Here is an 18,437-nt window from a genome sequence, read left to right as displayed (position 1 = left end):
CGCGCGCAAGCGGCCCCGTGTTGCGGTTTGCGGTCAGTCCGCGGCCCGCGCCGGCATTCCGCTGCGCCGCCCGCCATCCTCACGACGCCTGCCATGACCGCTTCGACCGCTTCCTCCCCCGCCACGCTTACGCTCGCGCGCCCCGACGACTGGCATCTGCACGTCCGCGACGGCGAGATGCTGGCGGCCGTGCTGCCGCATACGGCTCGCCAGTTCGGCCGCGCGATCATCATGCCGAACCTGAAACCGCCCGTTACGACCACCGAGCAGGCGCAGGCCTACCGCGCGCGGATCCTGGCGGCGCTGCCGGCGGGCATGACGTTCGAGCCGCTGATGACGCTGTACCTGACCGACAATACGCCGGCCGACGAAATCCGCCGCGCGCGCGACAGCGGCTTCGTGCATGGCGTGAAGCTGTATCCGGCGGGCGCGACGACCAATTCCGACGCGGGCGTCACCGATCTGGTCGGCAAGTGCGCGAAGTCGCTCGAGACGATGCAGGAAGTGGGCATGCCGCTGCTGGTCCACGGCGAGGTGACCGATTCGGCGATCGACCTGTTCGATCGCGAAAAGGTGTTCATCGACCGGGTCATGACGCCGTTGCGGCGCGATTTCCCGGCGCTCAAGGTGGTGTTCGAACACATCACGACGAAGGACGCGGCCGACTACGTGCGCGATGCCGACGCGGCGCCGGGCCAGCTCGGCGCGACGATCACCGCCCACCATCTGCTGTACAACCGCAACGCGATCTTCGTCGGCGGGATCCGGCCGCATTACTACTGCCTGCCGGTGCTGAAGCGCGAGACGCATCGCGTCGCGCTGGTGGAGGCCGCCACGTCGGGCAACCCGCGCTTCTTCCTCGGCACCGACAGCGCGCCGCATGCGAAGGATGCGAAGGAAACCGCCTGCGGCTGCGCGGGCTGCTACACGGCGCTGCATGCGCTCGAACTGTATGCGGAGGCGTTCGACCAGGCCGGCGCGCTCGACAGGCTGGAAGGCTTCGCGAGCTTCTTCGGCGCGGATTTCTACGGTCTGCCGCGTAGCGCGGAGTCGGTCACGCTGCGGCGCGAGACATGGGCGCTGCCGCGGGAGATCTACGCGGGCGACACGCCCGTCGTGCCGCTGCGCGGCGGCGAGCCGATCGGCTGGCGGCTCGCGTGATCGAGCCCGGGTCGGCGCGGCCGGCCGCGGTTTCCGGCGACGGGAACGCGGCGGCGGGCGGCGCCGATGCGGGTTTTGCGCGGATCGACTGGTCCGCGCCGTGGCTGGCGCCGTTTTCCGGGCATGGGCGGCGCTGGCAAGCTGCCGCACGGCAGGGCGAGGACGCGTATCTCGGCGCGCTGAACCAGGATGCGCGGGCGCAGCGCCTGGCCACCGGGCGCGGGTTGCCGCTGCGCTTCGTTGCCCAATCGGCGCTGCCGCCGGGCGTGGCCTACGAGGCGCACATCGCCGCGACGGGCGAAGTGCCCACCCGGCACAATCTGCACGACTTCTTCAATGCGCTCGTCTGGTACGGCTATCCGCGCATCAAAGCGGTGCTCAATGCGCGGCAGTCCGCGGCGATCGACGCCATCGGCGTGGGCCCGGTGCGCGGCGGCGTTCGTGACGCGCTGACGCTGTTCGACGAGAACGCCGCGCTGTTCGCGACCTCTGATCCGGCGCTGGCCGCCGCGCTGCGCGGATTCGACTGGCCCGCGCTGATGCTGGCCGGCCGCGCCGCGTGGGGCCGGCGCTGCGAAACGCGGATCGTCGGCCATGCGCTGCTGGAAAAGCTGGTCGATCCTTACAAGGCATGCACTGCGCACGCGTGGATCGCCGACGTGCCCGTCGCCTATTTCGATTGGCCCGACGCCCGGCGGCAGGCGTGGCTCGACGAATCCGTCGCGGCGACGCTCGCGGGCCGAGCACTGACGAGCCGCGCGTTCGCGCCGCTGCCGGTGCTCGGCGTGCCCGGCTGGTGGCCGCCGAACGATGCGCCGGCGTTCTACGCCGATCCCCGGGTGTTTCGCGGCGGCCGCCGCGCGCGGCCCGGCTGACGGCGGGTCGGCTTGCGGGCGCGGTGTTAGAATGGCGGCCGCAAAGCAGGCTAGGCAGTCGCGGCCTTGCCGGTTCCGACCGGCGAGGGCGAGGAAAGTCCGGACTCCACCAGGGCAGGGTGATGGCTAACGGCCATCCGTGGCAACACGCGGAACAGGGCAACAGAAAGCAAACCGCCGATGGCCCGGCGCAAGCCGGGATCAGGTAAGGGTGAAACGGTGCGGTAAGAGCGCACCGCGGCTGCGGCAACGTACGCCGGCACGGTAACCTCCACCCGGAGCAATTCCAAGTAGGCAGGCGCGCATCTTCGGATGCAGGACGGTGCCCCCGTCTCGTCTGCGGGTAGGAAGCTTGAGCGCGTCAGTAATGGCGCGCCTAGAGGAATGACTGCCACGCGCCGCGCGTTTTCGAATGCGCGGCGTGCACAGAATCCGGCTTATCGGCTCGCTTTGCCGTTCGAATGACAAAAGGCCGGCGTCGAATTCGACGCCGGCCTTTTTCTTTGCCGCCCGCTACGCGTTCGCGTCAGAGCGCGACGATATCGAACGAATGCGTCAGCTCGGCCGTCTTTGCGATCATGATCGATGCCGAGCAATATTTTTCGTGCGACAGCGTGATCGCGCGCTCGACGGTCGCGGGGTTCAGGTTGCGTCCGGTCACCGTGAAGTGGAAGTGGATCTTCGTGAACACCTTCGGGTCTTCGGTAGCACGCTCGGCTTTCAGCGACACGTTGCAGCCGGTCACTTCCTGACGGCTTCTCTTGAGAATCAGCACGACGTCATAAGCGGTGCAGCCGCCCGTGCCGACCAGGACCATTTCCATCGGACGCGGCGCCAGATTGTGGCCGCCGCCATCGGGCGCGCCGTCCAGCGTGACAAGGTGGCCGCTGCCGGTTTCGGCGGCGAAGGCCATGCCGTCCTGTCCCATCCAGCTTACTTTGCATTCCATGCTCGAGCTCCGGCGTTGCCTGTTCCAGTTGCGAACCGCCATTGTAGCCCGCCGCGCCGCACTCGGCTGATGCGGTGCGGGACGCGCCGGCCCGCTGGCGGACATCACGCGGTGCCTGCATCCGGAGGCACTGGAATCCGTATGATCTTTAGGGGTTTTGTTCTAGGGCGAGGCGTGGGATGGACCGGCTGAGATATTGCAAATGACTGATATGTAAGGAGAAATCTGGATTTTTCTCTTCGTTGTTGATTTTTTATATTATGGGATTGTGTTTCGCAATGTAGTTTTCCTTGTGCTGCGCGAAGTGGGTTCGTATAATGCGTGTCATTGGTTGTCGCGCTGCGGCAACCTCCGCATGTCTCCTCCACCCTCCTCCTTTGGTGGATTAAGCCCGAACACTGATTCGGGCTTTTTTTCGTCCGATGCAAGCTTTGGCCGGTCGGGCAGCCGCCACCGGCCGGGCGCCGCCCCCCATCCTCGACGCGATCCCGATTTTTTTGACCGGTGTGTCTGAATTCCTTTATAATTCAGGGTTTTCCGCATTCATGCCCGCGGGAAAACCCAGGGAGAGCCTGCACCGCGCCTCGAAGCGCACACAGCCAAGCAGGAATAAATACAGGGCAAAGCTTTTATTTTTGGATCGATCATGAAGACGTTTTCCGCAAAAGCCCATGAGGTGACGCGCGAATGGTACGTGATTGACGCGACGGATAAGGTTCTCGGCCGTGTCGCCAGCGAAGTGGCACGCCGTCTTCGCGGCAAGCACAAGCCTGAGTTCACCCCGCACGTCGACACCGGTGATTTCATCATCGTTATCAACGCGAGCAAGTTGAAGGTCACGGGCAACAAGGTTCTGGACAAGAAGTACTACCGTCACTCGGGCTACCCGGGCGGTATCTATGAAACGACGTTCGGCAAGATGCAGGAACGCTTCCCGGGCCGCGCGCTCGAGAAGGCGGTCAAGGGCATGCTGCCGAAGGGCCCGCTCGGCTACGCGATGATCAAGAAGCTGAAGGTCTACGCAGAAGCCACGCATCCGCATTCGGCGCAACAGCCGAAGGCGCTCGAGTTCTAAGGGGAGCCCACATGATCGGTAACTGGAACTACGGCACGGGTCGCCGCAAGAGCGCCGTCGCACGTGTCTTCATCAAGGCAGGCAAGGGCGACATCGTCGTCAACGGCAAGCCCATCGCTGAATACTTCTCGCGCGAAACGTCGCTGATGATCGTGCGTCAACCGCTGGAGCTGACGAACCACGGCGTGACGTTCGATATCAAGGTGAACGTGTCGGGCGGCGGCGAAACGGGCCAGGCCGGCGCAGTGCGCCACGGCATCACCCGCGCGCTGATCGACTACGACGCGACGCTGAAGCCGACCCTGTCGGGCGCAGGCTTCGTCACGCGCGATGCGCGTGAAGTCGAGCGTAAGAAGGTCGGTCTGCGCAAGGCACGCCGCGCCAAGCAGTTCTCGAAGCGTTAATCGCTTCCGGTGCGCTCCGCTTTCGCGGCGGAGTTTGCCGAAAAAAGCCGCCAGTTCTCGGACTGGCGGCTTTTTTATGCCGACCGTCAGGGCACGCGGCGTAAAAAACGCAAGAACCTGTTGATTTCATGGACTTCAGCACGATCTTCGGATCAGCCCTACAATAGCGGCTAATGGCTTACTGGAGAGTTCGAATGAACGCTGTCACCGAATCCGCAGCAACCACCGAGATGCCGGCTCCGTTCGTCTTTACCGACGCGGCCGCCGACAAGGTCAAGCAATTGATCGACGAAGAAGGCAACCCTGAGCTCAAGCTGCGCGTGTTCGTGCAAGGCGGCGGCTGCTCGGGCTTCCAGTACGGCTTCACGTTCGACGAAGAAGTCAACGAAGACGACACCGTGCTGAACAAGAACGGCGTCGAGCTGCTGGTCGATTCGATGAGCTACCAGTACCTGGTGGGCGCCGAGATCGACTACAAGGACGACCTCAACGGCGCGCAGTTCGTCATCAAGAACCCGAACGCCACGACCACCTGCGGTTGCGGCTCGTCGTTCTCGGTCTGACCGGACACCGCATCAAATGAAAAACGGGGCATGACGCCCCGTTTTTTTATGCCCGGACGCAGCGGCGACCGGGGATTCAGCGCGGATAGAGCGCGCCCAGCACGCGTTCGCCTGCCGCACCCGTGACGCTCGGCAGGTTGCCCGCCGCGCGCGCGGTGAAACGGTAGGCCAGCCACGCGAACGCGAGCGCTTCGACCTGCTGGGGCGGTACGCCCAACGCGGCGGTCGTCGCGACCGTTGCCGCCGCGCCGCGCGCGGCGAGCGATGCGCCCAGCGCCTTCAGCAGAACCGGATTGCGCGCGCCGCCGCCGCATACGTAGACCGCCTTGCAGTCGGGCGCGTGACGCGCGATGTCCGATGCGACCGTCTCGGCCGTCAGCGCAGTGAGCGTCGCCTGCACGTGCTCCGGCGCCAACGCGGCAAACGCCGTCAGTCTCGCATCCAGCCACGCCGGATTGAACAGGTCGCGGCCGGTGCTCTTGGGCGGCGGCAAGCGGAAATAGGGCTCGTCGAGCAGCGCGGCGAGCAACCCCGCATCGACCGTGCCGCGAGCGGCGAACTTGCCGCCTTCGTCGAAGGGCTTGCCCAGGTGACGGTGCGCCCACGCGTCGAGCAGCGCGTTGGCCGGTCCGCAATCGAAGCCGCGTACGCTCGTCGCGCCGTTCGCGGGCACGATCGTGATGTTGCTGATCCCGCCGAGGTTGCAGATCACCCGCGTTTCTCCCTGCGAACCGAACACGGTCGCGTGGAACGCCGGCGCGAGCGGCGCGCCCTGACCGCCTGCGGCGACGTCGCGGCTGCGGAAATCGGCGATCACGTCGACGTGGGTCAGTTCGGCGAGGAGCGCCGCGTTGTTGATCTGCCGGGTATAGCCGCGCTCCGGCCTGTGCCGGACCGTCTGGCCGTGCACGCCGATGGCGCGCACCTGCTCGGGGCCGATGTGCGCGCCGCGCAGCAGTTCGTGGCAGCACACGGCGTAGCGCGCGGCGAGCGCGTTGGCGGCGACCGCTTCGCGGTCGATCTCGTCGTCGCCCGGGTGCTGCAGTGCGAACAGCGCGTCGCGCAAGGTGTCGGCGAAGCCGACGAACGCCTCCGACAGCACGGCCGGCGGTTTGCCGGTCTCGAAGCGGACCGCGACGCCGTCGACGCCGTCCATGCTGGTTCCCGACATCAGGCCGAAGTACACGCCATCCGCAGGATGGCCGGGTTGCGTGCGTTGTGGCGCCACGTGGTCGCTCCGTTGAGTCGTTGCGGAGGCGCCGGCGGGTCCGCCGGCGCCTGTCGCGACCGATTATCCGCGCAACGGCGCGCGCCGTTAAGCGGTCGCCGCGCAACTTATGGGAAAATCGCTCTTTTCGCGACATTCCTTTTCTGGCACCGATGAGCACCGATCCCACTTCCAAGCCCGCTTTCCCGATTACCGATGAAGTCCGGCACGCGCTTGCCGTCACGAAGCGCGGCGTCGACGAACTGCTGATCGAGGAGGAGTTCGCGCAGAAGCTCGCGAAAAGCGCGGCCACGGGCACGCCGCTGCGCATCAAGCTCGGCCTCGATCCGACCGCGCCCGATATCCATATCGGCCACACCGTCGTGCTGAACAAGATGCGCCAGCTGCAGGATCTCGGCCATACGGTGATCTTCCTGATCGGCGACTTCACGTCGCTGATCGGCGATCCGTCGGGCCGCAACGCCACGCGTCCGCCGCTCACGCGCGAGCAGATCGAGATGAACGCGAAGACCTACTTCGAGCAGGCCGCGCTCGTGCTCGACCGCGACAAGACCGAGATCCGCTACAACAGCGAATGGTCGATGCCGCTCGGCGCGGACGGGATGATCAAGCTCGCGTCGCGCTATACGGTCGCACGGATTCTCGAGCGCGAGGATTTCACGAAGCGCTTCCAGGGCGGCGTGCCGATCTCGATCCACGAGTTTCTGTACCCGCTGATGCAGGGTTACGACTCGGTCGCGCTGAACGCCGATCTCGAGCTCGGCGGCACCGACCAGAAGTTCAACCTGCTGGTGGGCCGGGAGCTGCAGAAGCAATACGGTCAGGAACAGCAGTGCATTCTGACCATGCCGCTGCTCGAAGGGCTCGACGGTGTCGAAAAGATGTCGAAGTCGAAGGGCAATTACGTCGGTATCAGCGAGAAGCCGACCGACATGTTCGGCAAGCTGATGAGCATTTCGGACGTGCTGATGTGGCGTTACTTCGAACTGCTGTCGTTCCGCAGCCTCGACGAGATCGCGCAGTTCCGGCGCGAAGCCGAAGGCGGCCGCAATCCGCGCGACTTCAAGGTACTGCTCGCGCAGGAGATCGTGGCGCGCTTCCACTCGGCAGCCGATGCCGAGCGCGCTCTGGACGATTTCAACCACCGTGCGAAGGGCGGCGTCCCGGACGATATTCCCGCGGTGTCGCTCGCCGGTGCGCCGCTCGCGATCGGCCAGTTGCTGAAGCAGGCGGGCCTCGTGCCGTCGACCAGCGAAGCGCTGCGCAACATCGAGCAGGGCGGCGTGAAGATCGACGGCGCGACGGTATCTGACAAGGGCCTCAAGGTCGACGCGGGCGAGTTCGTCATCCAGGTCGGCAAGCGCCGCTTCGCGCGCGTGACGCTGAGCGCATGACGGCGCGCGTGAGCCGCGCGAACCCGGCAGCGGGCGCCGCATGATCGCGCTGATCCAGCGGGTGAAGCGCGCCGACGTGCGCGTCGGCGAGCGCGTGACGGGCGAGATCGGCGCCGGCCTGCTCGCGCTCGTCTGCGCCGAACGCGGCGACACCGAAGCCGCCGCGGACAAGTTGCTCGTGAAGGTGCTCGGCTATCGCGTGTTCAGCGACGCCGCGGGCAAGATGAACCTGTCCGTGTCGAATCTCGACGGCGCGGGGCAGGCGGGCGGCCTGCTGCTCGTGTCTCAGTTCACGCTGGCGGCGGACACCCAGAGCGGGTTGCGGCCGAGCTTCACGCCGGCCGCGCCGCCCGACGAGGGCGCGCGCCTGTTCGATCATTTCGTGCGCGCGGCGCGCGAGCGCCACCCGATCGTCGCAACCGGCGAATTCGGCGCGGACATGCAGGTGTCGCTCGTCAACGACGGCCCGGTCACGTTCTGGCTGCAAACCCGCCCCTGATCCTTACTCATACGACGGCGCATCCGATGGCTACGACGCAGATCCTTTTCATCCGCCACGGCGAGACCGCGTGGAACCGCATCAAGCGGATCCAGGGCCACATCGATATTCCGCTTGCCGATACCGGACTCGCGCAGGCGCGGCAGCTCGCTCAGCGGTTTGCGCGAGAGCGGCGCGACGGCGCGCGGATCGACGCGATCTATTCGAGCGACCTGCAGCGCGCGCAGCAGACCGCGCAGCCCACCGCCGACGTGCTCGGGCTGCCGCTGATCTTGCGCGAAGGGTTGCGCGAACGCGCGTACGGAGTGTTCCAGGGACACGACAGCACGGAGATCGAAGCGCGCTTTCCGGACGCCTATGCGCAATGGCAGACCCGCGATCCCGGTTTCGAGCCGGACGGCGGCGAATCGCAGCGTGCGTTCTATCATCGGGTGCTGCATGCGGTGGAGCCCATCGTCGCCGCGCATCCGGGCGGCCGCATCGCCTGCGTGGCGCACGGCGGGGTGCTCGACTGCATCTACCGCCATGCGAACGGCGTGGCGCTGAACGCGCCGCGCAGCTATGCGCTGCTCAACACCAGCATCAACGTGGTCGATTTCGATAACGGCGCGGCGCGTGTCGTGCGCTGGGCCGACGTCGATCATCTCGGCGCGGCGAGCGACGACGACGACGGCTACCGGAAGGTGCTCTGAGCGCCGGCCCGCGCCGGGCGGGCGGCGCGGGACGAACCGCGCGGGTCAGCGCAGTCCGTGGCGTGCCTGGTAGTCGAGCGCGTACGCGATCTTGCCGGGCTTGTCGGCCGTGATCGGCTGGCGAAGCTTGTCGAACTCTCCCTTGCCGTACTTCTTGCCGCCGTTGATCGCGTCCGCGCGGCCGAGATCGGCGCCCGTCTTGCCGTCGATCACCGGATCGGTGGCCGCGACCATCCGCGTCGACGCATTCCACACCGCATTCAGATAGCCCGTATCCGCTTTCGCCGGATCGGGGTCGGTCGCGCCGGCGCGCGTCAGGTCGTAGCTGGAAAGCTTGAACGTCGCCGGTTGCTGGCGCAGCCAATCCGCCCAGTAGAACTCGAGGAAGTCGGTGGCCTGCGCCGGCTTGCTGTAGCCGATGTCGCGCGTGAAGTAGACGAGCGAGCGGTACGGATCGTTCTGCAGGCCGAGCTTGAGACCGAGCCCGACGGGCAGTTGCGCGGCGGTGATCGGCTGGCCGTTGCCGTCCTTGAGCCGCGTATAGCCGCGGCTTTGCATCTGCTGCCAGAACGCGGCGCCTGAATAGTCGCTGAGGTTGTCCTTGACGACGACGTGTACGTGCAGCGCCGCGCCGCCGTCCGGCGTTTCGTAATAGGTCGACAGGCCGTGATGTCCGTCGGTGACGTACAGGGCATCGCCGTTCGGGCCGATCACGACGGGATTCAGCACCGTCCGGTCGCGCGCGGTTGCGTCGGTCGTCGTGCAGGTGAAGCTGGCCGGGGTGCGCAGTTGGGATTGCGCGGTGAAGCCGTTGGCCGCGAGGCCGCCCAGTCCCTCGTCCGCGCAGAAGTCGTCGAATTTCTTGTCGGGCTGCAGCTCGTAGCGGCCGAGCTTGTAATAGATCTGGTCGTAGCCGAGCGCGCCCTGGGTCGGGTGCAGATCGCCGAGCGCGATGTCCAGCATGTCGCCCGCGCGGGCGCTTTTCCATTTGCCGGGCTGAGGCGCGGGGGGCGTCGGGTTGCTGCCGCCGGCCGAGGCGCTGCCGCCGCCGGCCGCGCTGCCGCCGCCGGCCGCGCTGCCGGTGCCCGTCGTGTTTTGGCCGCCGCCCGCGTTTACGCCCCCGCCCGCGTCGATGCCGGCGGCGGCAAGGGGCGCGGTGCCGTCGCCGCCGCACGCGGCCAGGGCGAGCAATGCGGCGAGGCTGACGGCGGTGGCGAGGCGGGCGAGCGGATTCGGCATCGGGGGGAGTCCGTGAAAGAAAGGAGGCGGGCGCGGCTGTCGATCCGTCAGTTTAACGAATCAATGTGACGGCAAATTGAAAGCGATCGGGCCGCAGCGGCCGGGATCAGCCCTGTCCGGACTGGGCCGGGTCGGTGCCGGCGCACGGCGCGGCGGCCCGCCGGCGGGCGCGCTTCGACGAACCGTTGGCGAGCGCCCAGCGCATCACCGGCGCGACGAGCCGCACGCCGGGCCTGACGAGTACACGGCGCACAGGCGCGAACGCGGCAAGCCCCAGCATGTGCTGCGCCCAGGGCGGCAACAGATCGATGCCGGCGTTCAGCATCAGCGATGCGGCCGGCCGCATCGCCGCTTTCGGCACCGGCGCGGTCAGCAGCACTCGCAGCACTTCATGGGTGTGCTCGCTCGCCACCAGCTCCGGTTGCGTCGCGGCGAGATAGGCGGCGACCTCGGCACGCGATGCGGGCACGTCGGTCGCGCCGAGCAACTGCGCGATGCGCGCCGTTTCAGCGTAGTACTGGTCCTGCTGCGCGCCCGGCAGCCGCGGATTCAAGTAGCGCAGGTGCGCGGCGAGGAAGCTCGACACTTCCGCGACGTGCACCCAGGTCAGCAGCGCCGGATCGCTTGCGCGATACGGGCGGCCGTCGGGCGCCGTGCCGGTCACGCTCTCATGGATGGTCTTCACGCGCTCGATCAGCCGGAGCGCGTCGGCGCGGCTGCCGAAGGTGGTGCCGGCGATGAAGGTCGCGGTGCGCCGCAGACGGCCGAGGATGTCGGTACGAAACGTCGAGTGATCCCAGACCCCCGCCAGCGCGAGCGGATGCAGCGCCTGCAGCAGCAGCGCGGAGATGCCGCCCGTCATCATCGACGTGAAATCGGCATGCACTTTCCAGCAGACCGCGTCCGGACCGAACAGGCCCGGATCGCCGGGCGGCGACGAATAATCGAGCGACGGCCCGCTGCCCGTCGTGAGATGCGTGACGTTGCCGACGATGCGCGCCCGCACGCGTTCGGCCAGCAGCCGGCCAATGGGCGGAAGGGCGGGACGGTCGCGCGGCGGTTCGGACATCGGCGGGCTGGGGATCGTGATGCGGGAGGGCCTAGAAGGGGCCGTCCCGCGGGTCGGGCAGGTCGCGGGCGGGGTTGGCGGCGTCGGGCGCGGACAGGCCGAAATGCCGGTAGGTGAGCAGCGTGGCGATCCGTCCGCGCGGCGTGCGCTGCAGGAAGCCTTGCTGGATCAGGTACGGTTCGAGCACGTCCTCGATCGTGTCGCGCTCCTCGCCGATCGCGGCGGCGAGGTTGTCGACGCCCACCGGGCCGCCGTCGAACTTGTGCAGGATCGCTTCGAGCAGCTTGCGATCCATCAGGTCGAAGCCGACCGGATCGACGTCGAGCATCGCGAGCGCGGCGTCGGCGACCTCGGCGGTGATGTTGCCGTCCGCTTTCACTTCCGCGTAGTCGCGCACGCGGCGCAGCAGGCGGTTCGCGATCCGCGGCGTGCCGCGCGAGCGCTTCGCGATTTCCAGCGCGCCGTTCGGATCGATGTGCGCGTTGAGCAGCGACGCGGAGCGGCGCACGATCCGCGACAGCTGTTCCGCATCGTAGAACTCGAGCCGCGCGACGATCCCGAAGCGGTCCCGCAGCGGATTGGTGAGCATCCCCGCGCGCGTGGTCGCGCCGACCAGCGTGAACGGCTGCAGGTCGAGCTTCACGCTGCGCGCGGCGGGCCCTTCGCCGATCATGATGTCGATCTGGTAGTCCTCGAGCGCCGGATACAGGATTTCCTCGACGACCGGCGACAGCCGGTGGATTTCGTCGATGAACAGCACGTCGTTCGCTTCGAGGTTCGTGAGCAGCGCGGCGAGATCGCCGGCGCGTTCCAGCACGGGGCCGGACGTCTGGCGCAGGTTGACGCCCATTTCGCGCGCGATGATGTGCGCGAGCGTGGTCTTGCCGAGACCGGGCGGACCGAACAGCAGCACGTGATCGAGTGCCTCGGCGCGGCGCTTGGCCGCCTCGATGAAGATCTCGAGCTGACCGCGCACCTTTTCCTGGCCGACGTATTCGTCGAGCTGGCGCGGGCGCAGCGCGCGTTCGAACGCCTCTTCGTGCGTCGAAGCGGGCGTGGCGGCAATGATCCGCTCGGTGGCGAGTTTGTCGGTTTCGATCATGCGGCCATTGTACCGCGCGCCGCCGCCGGACCCATCGGCCGGGCCGCCGTGATCGCGGGCCGGCCGGGCACCCGCTTACGCCTTCGACAGCGCCTTCAGCGACAGCTTGATGCCTTCCGACACGCCGGTGCCGGCCGGCACGTTCTTGATCGCGGCGAGCCCTTCCTTCTCCGAATAGCCGAGGGCGAGGAGCGCGTTCAGGATGTCGGTCGCGTGGTCGGACGGCGAGGCCGCGCCCGCGAGCGCGCCGAGATCGGCGCCGAGCTTGCCCTTCAGTTCGAGCAGCAGGCGCTCGGCGGTCTTCTTGCCGATGCCGGGCACGCGGGTGAGGCGCGCCGCGTCCTGCAGCGTGACGGCCTGCGACAGCTCCTGCACGCTCATCCCGGACAGCACCGCGAGCGCCATCCGCGCGCCGACGCCGGTGATCTTCAGCAGTTCGCGAAAGGTCGAACGTTCCTGCTGGGTCAGGAAGCCGTACAGCAGATGCGCGTCCTCGCGGACGATCTGCTGGGTGAGCAGCACCACCTTGTCGCCCGCGTGAGGCAGGTTGTAGAAGGTGCTCATCGGCACGTCGATCTCATAGCCGACGCCGTTGCAGTCGACGAGCAGGTGGGGCGGATTCTTTTCGAGCAGGGTGCCGGCGATGCGACCGATCATGACGAGGTGTGATGCGAAGGAGAAAGCGCGAGTGTAGCGCACGGCGGCCGGGAAGCGGGCGCGCCGCGCCGGCCGCGAGGACCTCAGCCGACCAGGCGGCCGCGCCGCACCCGCAGGCCCCGTTTGGCGAGCGCGGGCGCGATGCCGCCGAGCGTGCTGAGCGTGGTGCCGCCGTGCGCGTGGCAGATCGCCATGCCGAGCGCGTCGGCCGCATCGGTGCCGGGCAGGCCCGACAGGTTCAGCAGCCGAGCGACCATCTGCTGCATCTGCTCCTTGGTCGCGCGCCCGTAGCCGACCACCGCCTGCTTGAGCTGCAGGGCCGTGTACTCGGCCACCGGCAGGCCGCCCGCGACGAGCCCGCAGATCGCGGCGCCGCGCGCCTGGCCGAGCAGCAGCGTCGATTGCGGGTTGACGTTGACGAACACTTTTTCGATGGCCGCCTGATCGGGCGCGTGCTCGCGGATCAGTGTCGAGATGCCGTCGAAGATCGTGCCGAGCCGGGTGGGCAGATCGGCGGTGGCGGTCTTGATGACACCGCTTGCCACATACGCGAGCTGATGGCCGCTCACGTCGATCACGCCGAAGCCCGTGACGCGCAAGCCAGGGTCGATGCCGAGAATTCGCATGGGAAAGGGGAGAGGCTACGTGTTAGCGATACTACATCGATTCCGGCCGGCGGCCGGCGGCGCATGCCGGCGGCGCGCCCATAAAAAACCCGGCGGAGCGCAAGCCGCCGGGTTCGGAGCCGTGTGCCGCGCGGTGCGGATCAGTGGCGGAAGTGCCGCACGCCCGTGAGGATCATCGCGATGCCGTGCTCGTCCGCCGCCGCGATCACTTCGTCGTCGCGCATCGAGCCGCCGGGATGGATCACGCAGGTCGCGCCCGCCGCGACCACCACGTCGAGGCCGTCGCGGAACGGGAAGAACGCATCCGACGCGACCGCCGAGCCTGCCAGCGTGAGGCCTGCGCTCTGCGCCTTGATGCTGGCGATGCGCGCCGAATCCACGCGGCTCATCTGACCCGCGCCGACGCCGAGCGTCATGCCGTTGCCGCAGAACACGATCGCGTTCGACTTCACGTACTTCGCGACGCGCCATGCGAACAGCAGGTCGTCCATTTCCTTCGGCGTCGGCTGACGCCTCGTGACGACGCGCAGCTCGTCGGGCCGGACGTTCTTCGCGTCGAGCGACTGCACGAGCAGTCCGCCGCCCACGCGCTTCAGGTCGAACGCATTGTGGCCGTCGCCGAGCGCGATCTCGAGCAGGCGCACGTTCTGCTTCGCGGCGAACACTTGCCTGGCCGCTTCGCTGAACGCCGGTGCGATCAGCACTTCGACGAACTGCTTCGCCACCGCTTGCGCGGCGGCCTCGTCGACTTCGCGGTTGAACGCGATGATGCCGCCGAACGCGGAGGTCGGATCGGTCTGAAATGCCTTCGCGTACGCATCGGCCGCGCCGGTGCCGACCGCCACGCCGCACGGGTTCGCGTGCTTGATGATCACGCAGGCCGGCGCGTCGAACGTCTTCACGCATTCCCACGCGGCGTCGGAATCGGCGATGTTGTTGTACGACAGCTCCTTGCCCTGCAGCTGGCGGTAGTTCGCGAGCGCGCCTTCGGGCGCGGCCAGGTCGCGGTAGAACGCCGCGTTTTGATGTGGGTTTTCGCCGTAGCGGAGGTCCTGGACCTTGTCGAACGCGAGGTTGAGCGTGGCCGGATACGGATTGCGCGTGCCGTGCTGCAATTCGTCGGTGAGGCTCGTCAGGTAGTTCGTGATCGCGCCGTCGTACTGCGCGGTGTGCGCGAACACCTTGGTCGCGAGGCGGAAGTTGGTCGGGTAGCCGACCGTGTTGCCGTTCGCCTTCATCTCGTCGAGCACCACCGCGTAATCGGCTGGATCGACGATCACGGTGACGTCGCGATGGTTCTTCGCGGCGGAGCGCAGCATCGTCGGGCCGCCGATGTCGATGTTCTCGATCGCGTCGGCGAGCGTGCAGTCGTCCTTCGCGATGGTCGCGACGAACGGGTACAGGTTCACGACGAGCAGGTCGATGGTCGGGATCTGGTGGGCGTCGAGCGCCTGCATGTGCGCCGGCAGGTCGCGGCGGGCCAGGATGCCGCCGTGCACCTTCGGATGCAGCGTCTTCACGCGCCCATCGAGCATTTCCGGGAAGCCGGTGTAATCGGCCACTTCGGTGACGGGCAGGCCGGCGTCGGCCAGCAGCTTCGCGGTGCCGCCCGTCGACAGCAGCTTGACGCCCTGCTGCGACAGCGCCTTCGCGAAGTCGACGATGCCGGTTTTATCGGAAACGGAGATAAGCGCTTGCTTGATCATGATGGAGCCACCAATAGCCAGAAAACGGGGACAGGGCTGCTGTCTACAGCAGGCCGTGCTGCTGCAGTTTCTTGCGCAGCGTATTTCGATTGATGCCGAGGTACTCCGCGGCCAGCGACTGGTTGCCGCCCGCCTGTTCGAGCACGACTTCGAGCATCGGTTTCTCGACGCAGGACATCACCATTTCATAGACGTCGTGCGGATTGGAGCCGTCGAGATCCCGGAAGTACACGTCCAGGCTGTCGCGGACACATTGTTCGATGTTGTGCTTGCTCATGCTGCTAACTGGTTATTGTCGTCCGGCTTGTCGTGGCCGCCGTCCTCGTCGTCCACGTACACCAGGTGGTCGGACAGCGCTTTTTGCGCGTCGAAGAATTCATTGACGGCGGCAAGCTGCTCACGGGTGGAATCGAGCGTGTTCATGCGGTGCCGGAACGCGTTGGCCCCGGAAAGGCCGCGAGTGTACCAGCCGATGTGTTTGCGTGCAGTACGCACACCTGTAAATTCACCATAAAAGGCATAGTGGTCTTCCAGGTGCTCGTTCATCACCTGCTGGATCTCGGCGATGAGCGGCGGCGGCAGGAGTTCGCCGCTTTGCAGAAAATGATCGATTTCGCGGAACAGCCACGGCCGGCCTTGCGCGGCGCGACCGATCATCAGCGCATCGGCGCCGGTGGCGTCGAGCACCGCCTTCGCTTTCGCGGGCGTCGTGATGTCGCCGTTCGCGACGACCGGGATGCGCACCGCGGCCTTCACGGCGGCGATCGTGTCGTACTCGGCGTCGCCGCGATAGAGATCGGCGCGGGTTCGGCCGTGCACGGTGAGCATCGCGATGCCGGCCGCTTCGGCGAGCTTCGCGACGGCGATCGCGTTCTTGTGCTCGCGGTCCCAGCCGGTGCGGATTTTCAGCGTGACGGGCACCGCGTCCGGCCCGGTGCCGACGGCGGCCACCACGGCCTCGACGATCCGCTGCACGAGCGGCTCGTTCTGCAGCAGCGCGGAGCCGGCTGCGACGTTGCAGACCTTCTTCGCCGGGCAGCCCATGTTGATGTCGATGATCTGCGCGCCGTTGTCGACGTTGTAGCGCGCGGCTTCCGCCATCATCGCCGGATCGGCGCCGGCGATCTGCACGGCGATCGGCTCGACCTCGCCCGCGTGGTTCGCGCGGCGCATCGTCTTCTCGCTCTTCCACAGCTGCGCGTTCGACGCGACCATCTCCGACACGGCATAGCCCGCGCCGAGCCGTTTGCACAGCTGACGGAACGGCCGGTCCGTGACGCCGGCCATCGGGGCGACGAACAGGTTGTTGCGCAGGACGTGAGAACCGAGAACGGGCATTGCAATGGCGCCATCCGCGCGGGGCGCGGACATGGGGCGGGCGGAGGGAAAACGTGCATTTTACCGTAACCGCCCGATGCGCCGGATTGCGCGAAGTGTCGTGAATCGTTAAATCTTCGATGAAGCTTTCATGACATATCGGGAGGCGGCGCGAACGCCGCGCCGGGATCGCATGCGGGCGTAGCGCGCGAACCCGCTCATGCGGCGAGGCGGGCGGCGGTCTTGGCGGTCGTCGACAGGATGAAGTGCCGCAGTTGTTCGGCGAGCGGATGCGCGCCGATCGGCAGTACCGGCCGGATCGAGTCGATTGCAGCGTCGAGCGCGGCGGGGATTTTCCGTGCGAGGTCGGCGGCCTCGCGCAGCACGAACTGGGGGCGCATGCCGAGCTGCTCCGCCATCGCGACGATCTGGTCGCGGCCGATCTTTCCCGGCAGTGTCGCGCCGCCCACCGAGAACGCGAACGATTTCGACAGTCCCGGATAAAGCCGGGTGCACAGCAGGTCGTAGAACGGCGTGAGCATCACGCCCCGGCCCGGCACCGTATAGATCGACAGGTTCTTCGCATGGCTGTCGTTGTTGCCGACGTACAGGTTGAAGAGGATCCAGTCGACGAAGTGCCGCAGGTCGACGGCCGGCTGCGTGCTGTGGCGGCGAATCAGCGCGGCGCATGCCGCGATGCCGGGACCGCCCTCGGCTTCGTACTTGCGCTCGGACAGCGTGCCGTTCAACTGGCACAGGTCGTACTGGATCAGGCGCGCGAGCGTGCCGTCCTGGCGCAGTGTCCGGTCGAAGCGGCGCACGATGCATGCCTGGGTATGCGGTTCGTAGAACACCTCGGCGGTCGGCAGGCCGCAGTTCGCGGCGGTCCGCATCACGATCGTCTCGTTCGCGGCGGAGTGCCAGATCTTCGGGATGCGCTTGATGTCGGGCTTGATGATGTGGGTGGACGGCGCGATGCCGCGCGGCAGTCGCGGTATGCCGTCGGCGAAGATCGCGATGCTGGTCTTGTCCTGGGCGCCGGCGAGCGAGATGCGCGCGTCGTCGCCGTGGATGTCGATGGCGACGGCCGTCGTTTCGGCGAGCACCCGCGCCAGTGCTTCCCACGAGGTGACGTCGTAGTGCGGCGTGTCGGGCACCTGGCCGGCGGGCAGGATCACGAAGGCGCCGGCGGTGTCGCCGGCGATTTCGTGCAGCATCGCGAACAGCGTCGATGCCTTGCGCTGCTGCGTGAGATAGCTGCGCAGCTCGCCTTCGGGCAGCAGGTTCTCGAAGAACGCCTGGGTGGCCGTGTCGTCATGCCGGCCCGGCGCGAGCGGGATCGCGGCGAGCGCGAACGCATCGGCGCGCGCGAGCCAGGCGGGCGCGTATTCGAACGCGACGGGCGACGTGTCGTGGATGCTGCCGATCCGCTCGGCGCCGAGGAAAACGTGCAGCTGGTCCGGCCGGATCATCCGAGGCTCCCGGCCCGTTTGGGCCGCACGACGATCTCGAGGCCGAGCAGCGCGATCACGTCCAGCGCTTTCTGCAGCTGCACGGTCGGCTTGCCGTTTTCGAGATCGACGATGAACCGGTTGCCGGTGCCGCTCAGGCCGGCGATGTCGATCTGCTTGAGCGCGAGCCGCTTGCGCTGGTCGCGCACCAGCGCGCCCAGCTCGGCGGACGAGTGAATCAGCGTGTCTGCCTGATCGGAATGACCGCTCGGTAATTTTTTTGTGCTGGAACTCATCGATGTCTTCTTAAGTTACCGTTCGGTAATTTTATAGCGTATCGATCGTAAAAGATCAAAAAAATTACCGAACGGGACTTTTTCGATGAAATTCAGCTGAATGTGAAAAATAATGACCGAGCGGTAATTTTCGA

At 67.1% G+C, this 18,437-nt stretch carries 20 protein-coding genes, 1 other RNA gene and 1 pseudogene; 10 read left to right on the top strand and 12 right to left on the bottom strand.

The window, feature by feature from the left end; genetic code table 11:
* Positions 1–93: 93 nt before the first annotated feature.
* The 3 genes from pyrC to rnpB all read left to right on the top strand — a co-directional run bounded on the left by pyrC (position 94) and on the right by rnpB (position 2,492).
* Entirely contained in the window at positions 94–1,161 is a 1,068-nt protein-coding gene (gene pyrC / locus RZR99_RS19705; RefSeq protein WP_323121452.1) for a dihydroorotase, read from the top strand.
* Complete coding sequence (locus tag RZR99_RS19700; protein WP_323121451.1) at positions 1,158–2,036, top strand: DUF3025 domain-containing protein; 879 nt, start codon at positions 1,158–1,160, stop codon at positions 2,034–2,036. The genes pyrC and RZR99_RS19700 overlap by 4 nt, the downstream gene beginning before the upstream one ends.
* A 42-nt stretch (positions 2,037–2,078) precedes the next feature.
* Positions 2,079–2,492: RNase P RNA component class A (gene rnpB / locus RZR99_RS19695), an RNA gene on the top strand.
* 70 nt (positions 2,493–2,562) lie between these two features.
* Here the strand turns inward: rnpB and RZR99_RS19690 are convergent.
* Positions 2,563–2,985: an OsmC family protein gene (locus tag RZR99_RS19690; RefSeq protein ID WP_323121450.1), complete on the bottom strand. Its 423-nt coding sequence runs from the start codon at positions 2,983–2,985 to the stop codon at positions 2,563–2,565.
* 646 nt (positions 2,986–3,631) lie between these two features.
* Here RZR99_RS19690 and rplM point away from each other — a divergent pair.
* The 3 genes from rplM (at position 3,632) to erpA (ending at position 5,027) form a co-directional block, all read left to right on the top strand.
* Complete coding sequence (rplM, locus tag RZR99_RS19685) at positions 3,632–4,060, top strand: 50S ribosomal protein L13 (protein ID WP_323121449.1); 429 nt, start codon at positions 3,632–3,634, stop codon at positions 4,058–4,060.
* 11 nt (positions 4,061–4,071) lie between these two features.
* The gene (rpsI, locus tag RZR99_RS19680) at positions 4,072–4,464 is read left to right on the top strand and encodes a 30S ribosomal protein S9 (protein ID WP_323121448.1); all 393 of its coding nucleotides are present in this window, start codon (positions 4,072–4,074) and stop codon (positions 4,462–4,464) included.
* Between the two features lie 194 nt (positions 4,465–4,658).
* Entirely contained in the window at positions 4,659–5,027 is a 369-nt protein-coding gene (gene erpA, locus RZR99_RS19675) for an iron-sulfur cluster insertion protein ErpA (RefSeq protein ID WP_323121447.1), read from the top strand.
* Between the two features lie 76 nt (positions 5,028–5,103).
* On the opposite strand, the gene RZR99_RS19670 is transcribed toward erpA, so the two are convergent.
* Positions 5,104–6,198 carry an anhydro-N-acetylmuramic acid kinase gene (locus tag RZR99_RS19670; protein ID WP_323121571.1) on the bottom strand — a complete coding sequence of 365 codons (1,095 nt, stop codon included), beginning with the start codon at positions 6,196–6,198 and terminating at the stop codon, positions 5,104–5,106.
* Positions 6,199–6,225: 27 nt separating this feature from the next.
* Here RZR99_RS19670 and RZR99_RS19665 point away from each other — a divergent pair.
* The 4 genes and pseudogenes from RZR99_RS19665 (at position 6,226) to RZR99_RS19650 (ending at position 8,840) form a co-directional block, all read left to right on the top strand.
* Positions 6,226–6,454 (top strand): annotated as a pseudogene (locus RZR99_RS19665) (hypothetical protein).
* A complete protein-coding gene (gene tyrS, locus RZR99_RS19660; protein WP_323121446.1) occupies positions 6,408–7,649 on the top strand; it encodes a tyrosine--tRNA ligase in 1,242 nt (413 codons plus the stop codon). Before RZR99_RS19665 ends, tyrS begins: the two are co-directional and overlap by 47 nt.
* A gap of 40 nt (positions 7,650–7,689) precedes the next feature.
* Positions 7,690–8,148 (top strand): D-aminoacyl-tRNA deacylase, encoded by a 459-nt coding sequence (gene dtd, locus RZR99_RS19655; RefSeq protein ID WP_323121445.1) that lies wholly within the window; start codon positions 7,690–7,692, stop codon positions 8,146–8,148.
* 26 nt (positions 8,149–8,174) lie between these two features.
* A complete protein-coding gene (locus RZR99_RS19650; RefSeq protein ID WP_323121444.1) occupies positions 8,175–8,840 on the top strand; it encodes a histidine phosphatase family protein in 666 nt (221 codons plus the stop codon).
* Positions 8,841–8,885: 45 nt separating this feature from the next.
* Here the strand turns inward: RZR99_RS19650 and RZR99_RS19645 are convergent, their stop codons facing one another.
* The 10 genes from RZR99_RS19645 to RZR99_RS19600 form a co-directional block, all read right to left on the bottom strand.
* Positions 8,886–10,079 carry a ParB/Srx family N-terminal domain-containing protein gene (locus tag RZR99_RS19645; protein WP_323121443.1) on the bottom strand — a complete coding sequence of 398 codons (1,194 nt, stop codon included), beginning with the start codon at positions 10,077–10,079 and terminating at the stop codon, positions 8,886–8,888.
* Positions 10,080–10,185: 106 nt separating this feature from the next.
* A complete protein-coding gene (locus RZR99_RS19640) occupies positions 10,186–11,148 on the bottom strand; it encodes an oxygenase MpaB family protein (protein ID WP_323121442.1) in 963 nt (320 codons plus the stop codon).
* A 31-nt stretch (positions 11,149–11,179) separates the two neighbouring features.
* Entirely contained in the window at positions 11,180–12,250 is a 1,071-nt protein-coding gene (ruvB, locus tag RZR99_RS19635; RefSeq protein ID WP_323121441.1) for a Holliday junction branch migration DNA helicase RuvB, read from the bottom strand.
* A gap of 75 nt (positions 12,251–12,325) precedes the next feature.
* Positions 12,326–12,907, bottom strand: coding sequence for a Holliday junction branch migration protein RuvA (gene ruvA, locus RZR99_RS19630; protein ID WP_323121440.1), 582 nt, complete (start codon positions 12,905–12,907; stop codon positions 12,326–12,328).
* A gap of 83 nt (positions 12,908–12,990) precedes the next feature.
* A complete protein-coding gene (ruvC, locus tag RZR99_RS19625) occupies positions 12,991–13,533 on the bottom strand; it encodes a crossover junction endodeoxyribonuclease RuvC (protein ID WP_323121439.1) in 543 nt (180 codons plus the stop codon).
* 140 nt (positions 13,534–13,673) lie between these two features.
* Entirely contained in the window at positions 13,674–15,239 is a 1,566-nt protein-coding gene (gene purH, locus RZR99_RS19620; RefSeq protein WP_323121438.1) for a bifunctional phosphoribosylaminoimidazolecarboxamide formyltransferase/IMP cyclohydrolase, read from the bottom strand.
* Positions 15,240–15,282: 43 nt separating this feature from the next.
* Positions 15,283–15,516, bottom strand: a complete 234-nt coding sequence (locus RZR99_RS19615; protein WP_323121437.1) for a Fis family transcriptional regulator — start codon at positions 15,514–15,516, stop codon at positions 15,283–15,285.
* A complete protein-coding gene (gene dusB, locus RZR99_RS19610) occupies positions 15,513–16,577 on the bottom strand; it encodes a tRNA dihydrouridine synthase DusB (RefSeq protein WP_323121436.1) in 1,065 nt (354 codons plus the stop codon). The genes RZR99_RS19615 and dusB overlap by 4 nt, the downstream gene beginning before the upstream one ends.
* A 197-nt stretch (positions 16,578–16,774) precedes the next feature.
* Positions 16,775–18,028 (bottom strand): type II toxin-antitoxin system HipA family toxin, encoded by a 1,254-nt coding sequence (locus RZR99_RS19605; RefSeq protein ID WP_323121435.1) that lies wholly within the window; start codon positions 18,026–18,028, stop codon positions 16,775–16,777.
* A complete protein-coding gene (locus tag RZR99_RS19600) occupies positions 18,025–18,303 on the bottom strand; it encodes a helix-turn-helix transcriptional regulator (RefSeq protein WP_323121434.1) in 279 nt (92 codons plus the stop codon). Before RZR99_RS19600 ends, RZR99_RS19605 begins: the two co-directional genes overlap by 4 nt.
* Positions 18,304–18,437 lie beyond the last annotated feature (134 nt).

This window comes from Burkholderia alba (assembly GCF_034721475.1).
GTDB classification, from domain to species: domain Bacteria; phylum Pseudomonadota; class Gammaproteobacteria; order Burkholderiales; family Burkholderiaceae; genus Burkholderia; species Burkholderia alba.
The sequence above is the reverse complement of the archived record's forward strand: the minus strand, read 5'-3'. Positions and strand labels throughout refer to the sequence as shown.

Coding starts and splice junctions, on each gene's coding strand:
- dtd (WP_323121445.1), top strand. CDS start 7,690: ATGATCGCGCTGATCCAGCGGGTGAAGCGCGCCGACGTGCGCGTCGGC.
- purH (WP_323121438.1), bottom strand. CDS start 15,239: ATGATCAAGCAAGCGCTTATCTCCGTTTCCGATAAAACCGGCATCGTC.
- rplM (WP_323121449.1), top strand. CDS start 3,632: ATGAAGACGTTTTCCGCAAAAGCCCATGAGGTGACGCGCGAATGGTAC.
- RZR99_RS19615 (WP_323121437.1), bottom strand. CDS start 15,516: ATGAGCAAGCACAACATCGAACAATGTGTCCGCGACAGCCTGGACGTG.
- ruvA (WP_323121440.1), bottom strand. CDS start 12,907: ATGATCGGTCGCATCGCCGGCACCCTGCTCGAAAAGAATCCGCCCCAC.
- RZR99_RS19605 (WP_323121435.1), bottom strand. CDS start 18,028: ATGATCCGGCCGGACCAGCTGCACGTTTTCCTCGGCGCCGAGCGGATC.
- pyrC (WP_323121452.1), top strand. CDS start 94: ATGACCGCTTCGACCGCTTCCTCCCCCGCCACGCTTACGCTCGCGCGC.
- RZR99_RS19645 (WP_323121443.1), bottom strand. CDS start 10,079: ATGCCGAATCCGCTCGCCCGCCTCGCCACCGCCGTCAGCCTCGCCGCA.
- ruvB (WP_323121441.1), bottom strand. CDS start 12,250: ATGATCGAAACCGACAAACTCGCCACCGAGCGGATCATTGCCGCCACG.
- rpsI (WP_323121448.1), top strand. CDS start 4,072: ATGATCGGTAACTGGAACTACGGCACGGGTCGCCGCAAGAGCGCCGTC.
- RZR99_RS19640 (WP_323121442.1), bottom strand. CDS start 11,148: ATGTCCGAACCGCCGCGCGACCGTCCCGCCCTTCCGCCCATTGGCCGG.
- dusB (WP_323121436.1), bottom strand. CDS start 16,577: ATGCCCGTTCTCGGTTCTCACGTCCTGCGCAACAACCTGTTCGTCGCC.
- RZR99_RS19670 (WP_323121571.1), bottom strand. CDS start 6,198: ATGTCGGGAACCAGCATGGACGGCGTCGACGGCGTCGCGGTCCGCTTC.
- RZR99_RS19650 (WP_323121444.1), top strand. CDS start 8,175: ATGGCTACGACGCAGATCCTTTTCATCCGCCACGGCGAGACCGCGTGG.
- erpA (WP_323121447.1), top strand. CDS start 4,659: ATGAACGCTGTCACCGAATCCGCAGCAACCACCGAGATGCCGGCTCCG.
- tyrS (WP_323121446.1), top strand. CDS start 6,408: ATGAGCACCGATCCCACTTCCAAGCCCGCTTTCCCGATTACCGATGAA.
- RZR99_RS19690 (WP_323121450.1), bottom strand. CDS start 2,985: ATGGAATGCAAAGTAAGCTGGATGGGACAGGACGGCATGGCCTTCGCC.
- ruvC (WP_323121439.1), bottom strand. CDS start 13,533: ATGCGAATTCTCGGCATCGACCCTGGCTTGCGCGTCACGGGCTTCGGC.
- RZR99_RS19600 (WP_323121434.1), bottom strand. CDS start 18,303: ATGAGTTCCAGCACAAAAAAATTACCGAGCGGTCATTCCGATCAGGCA.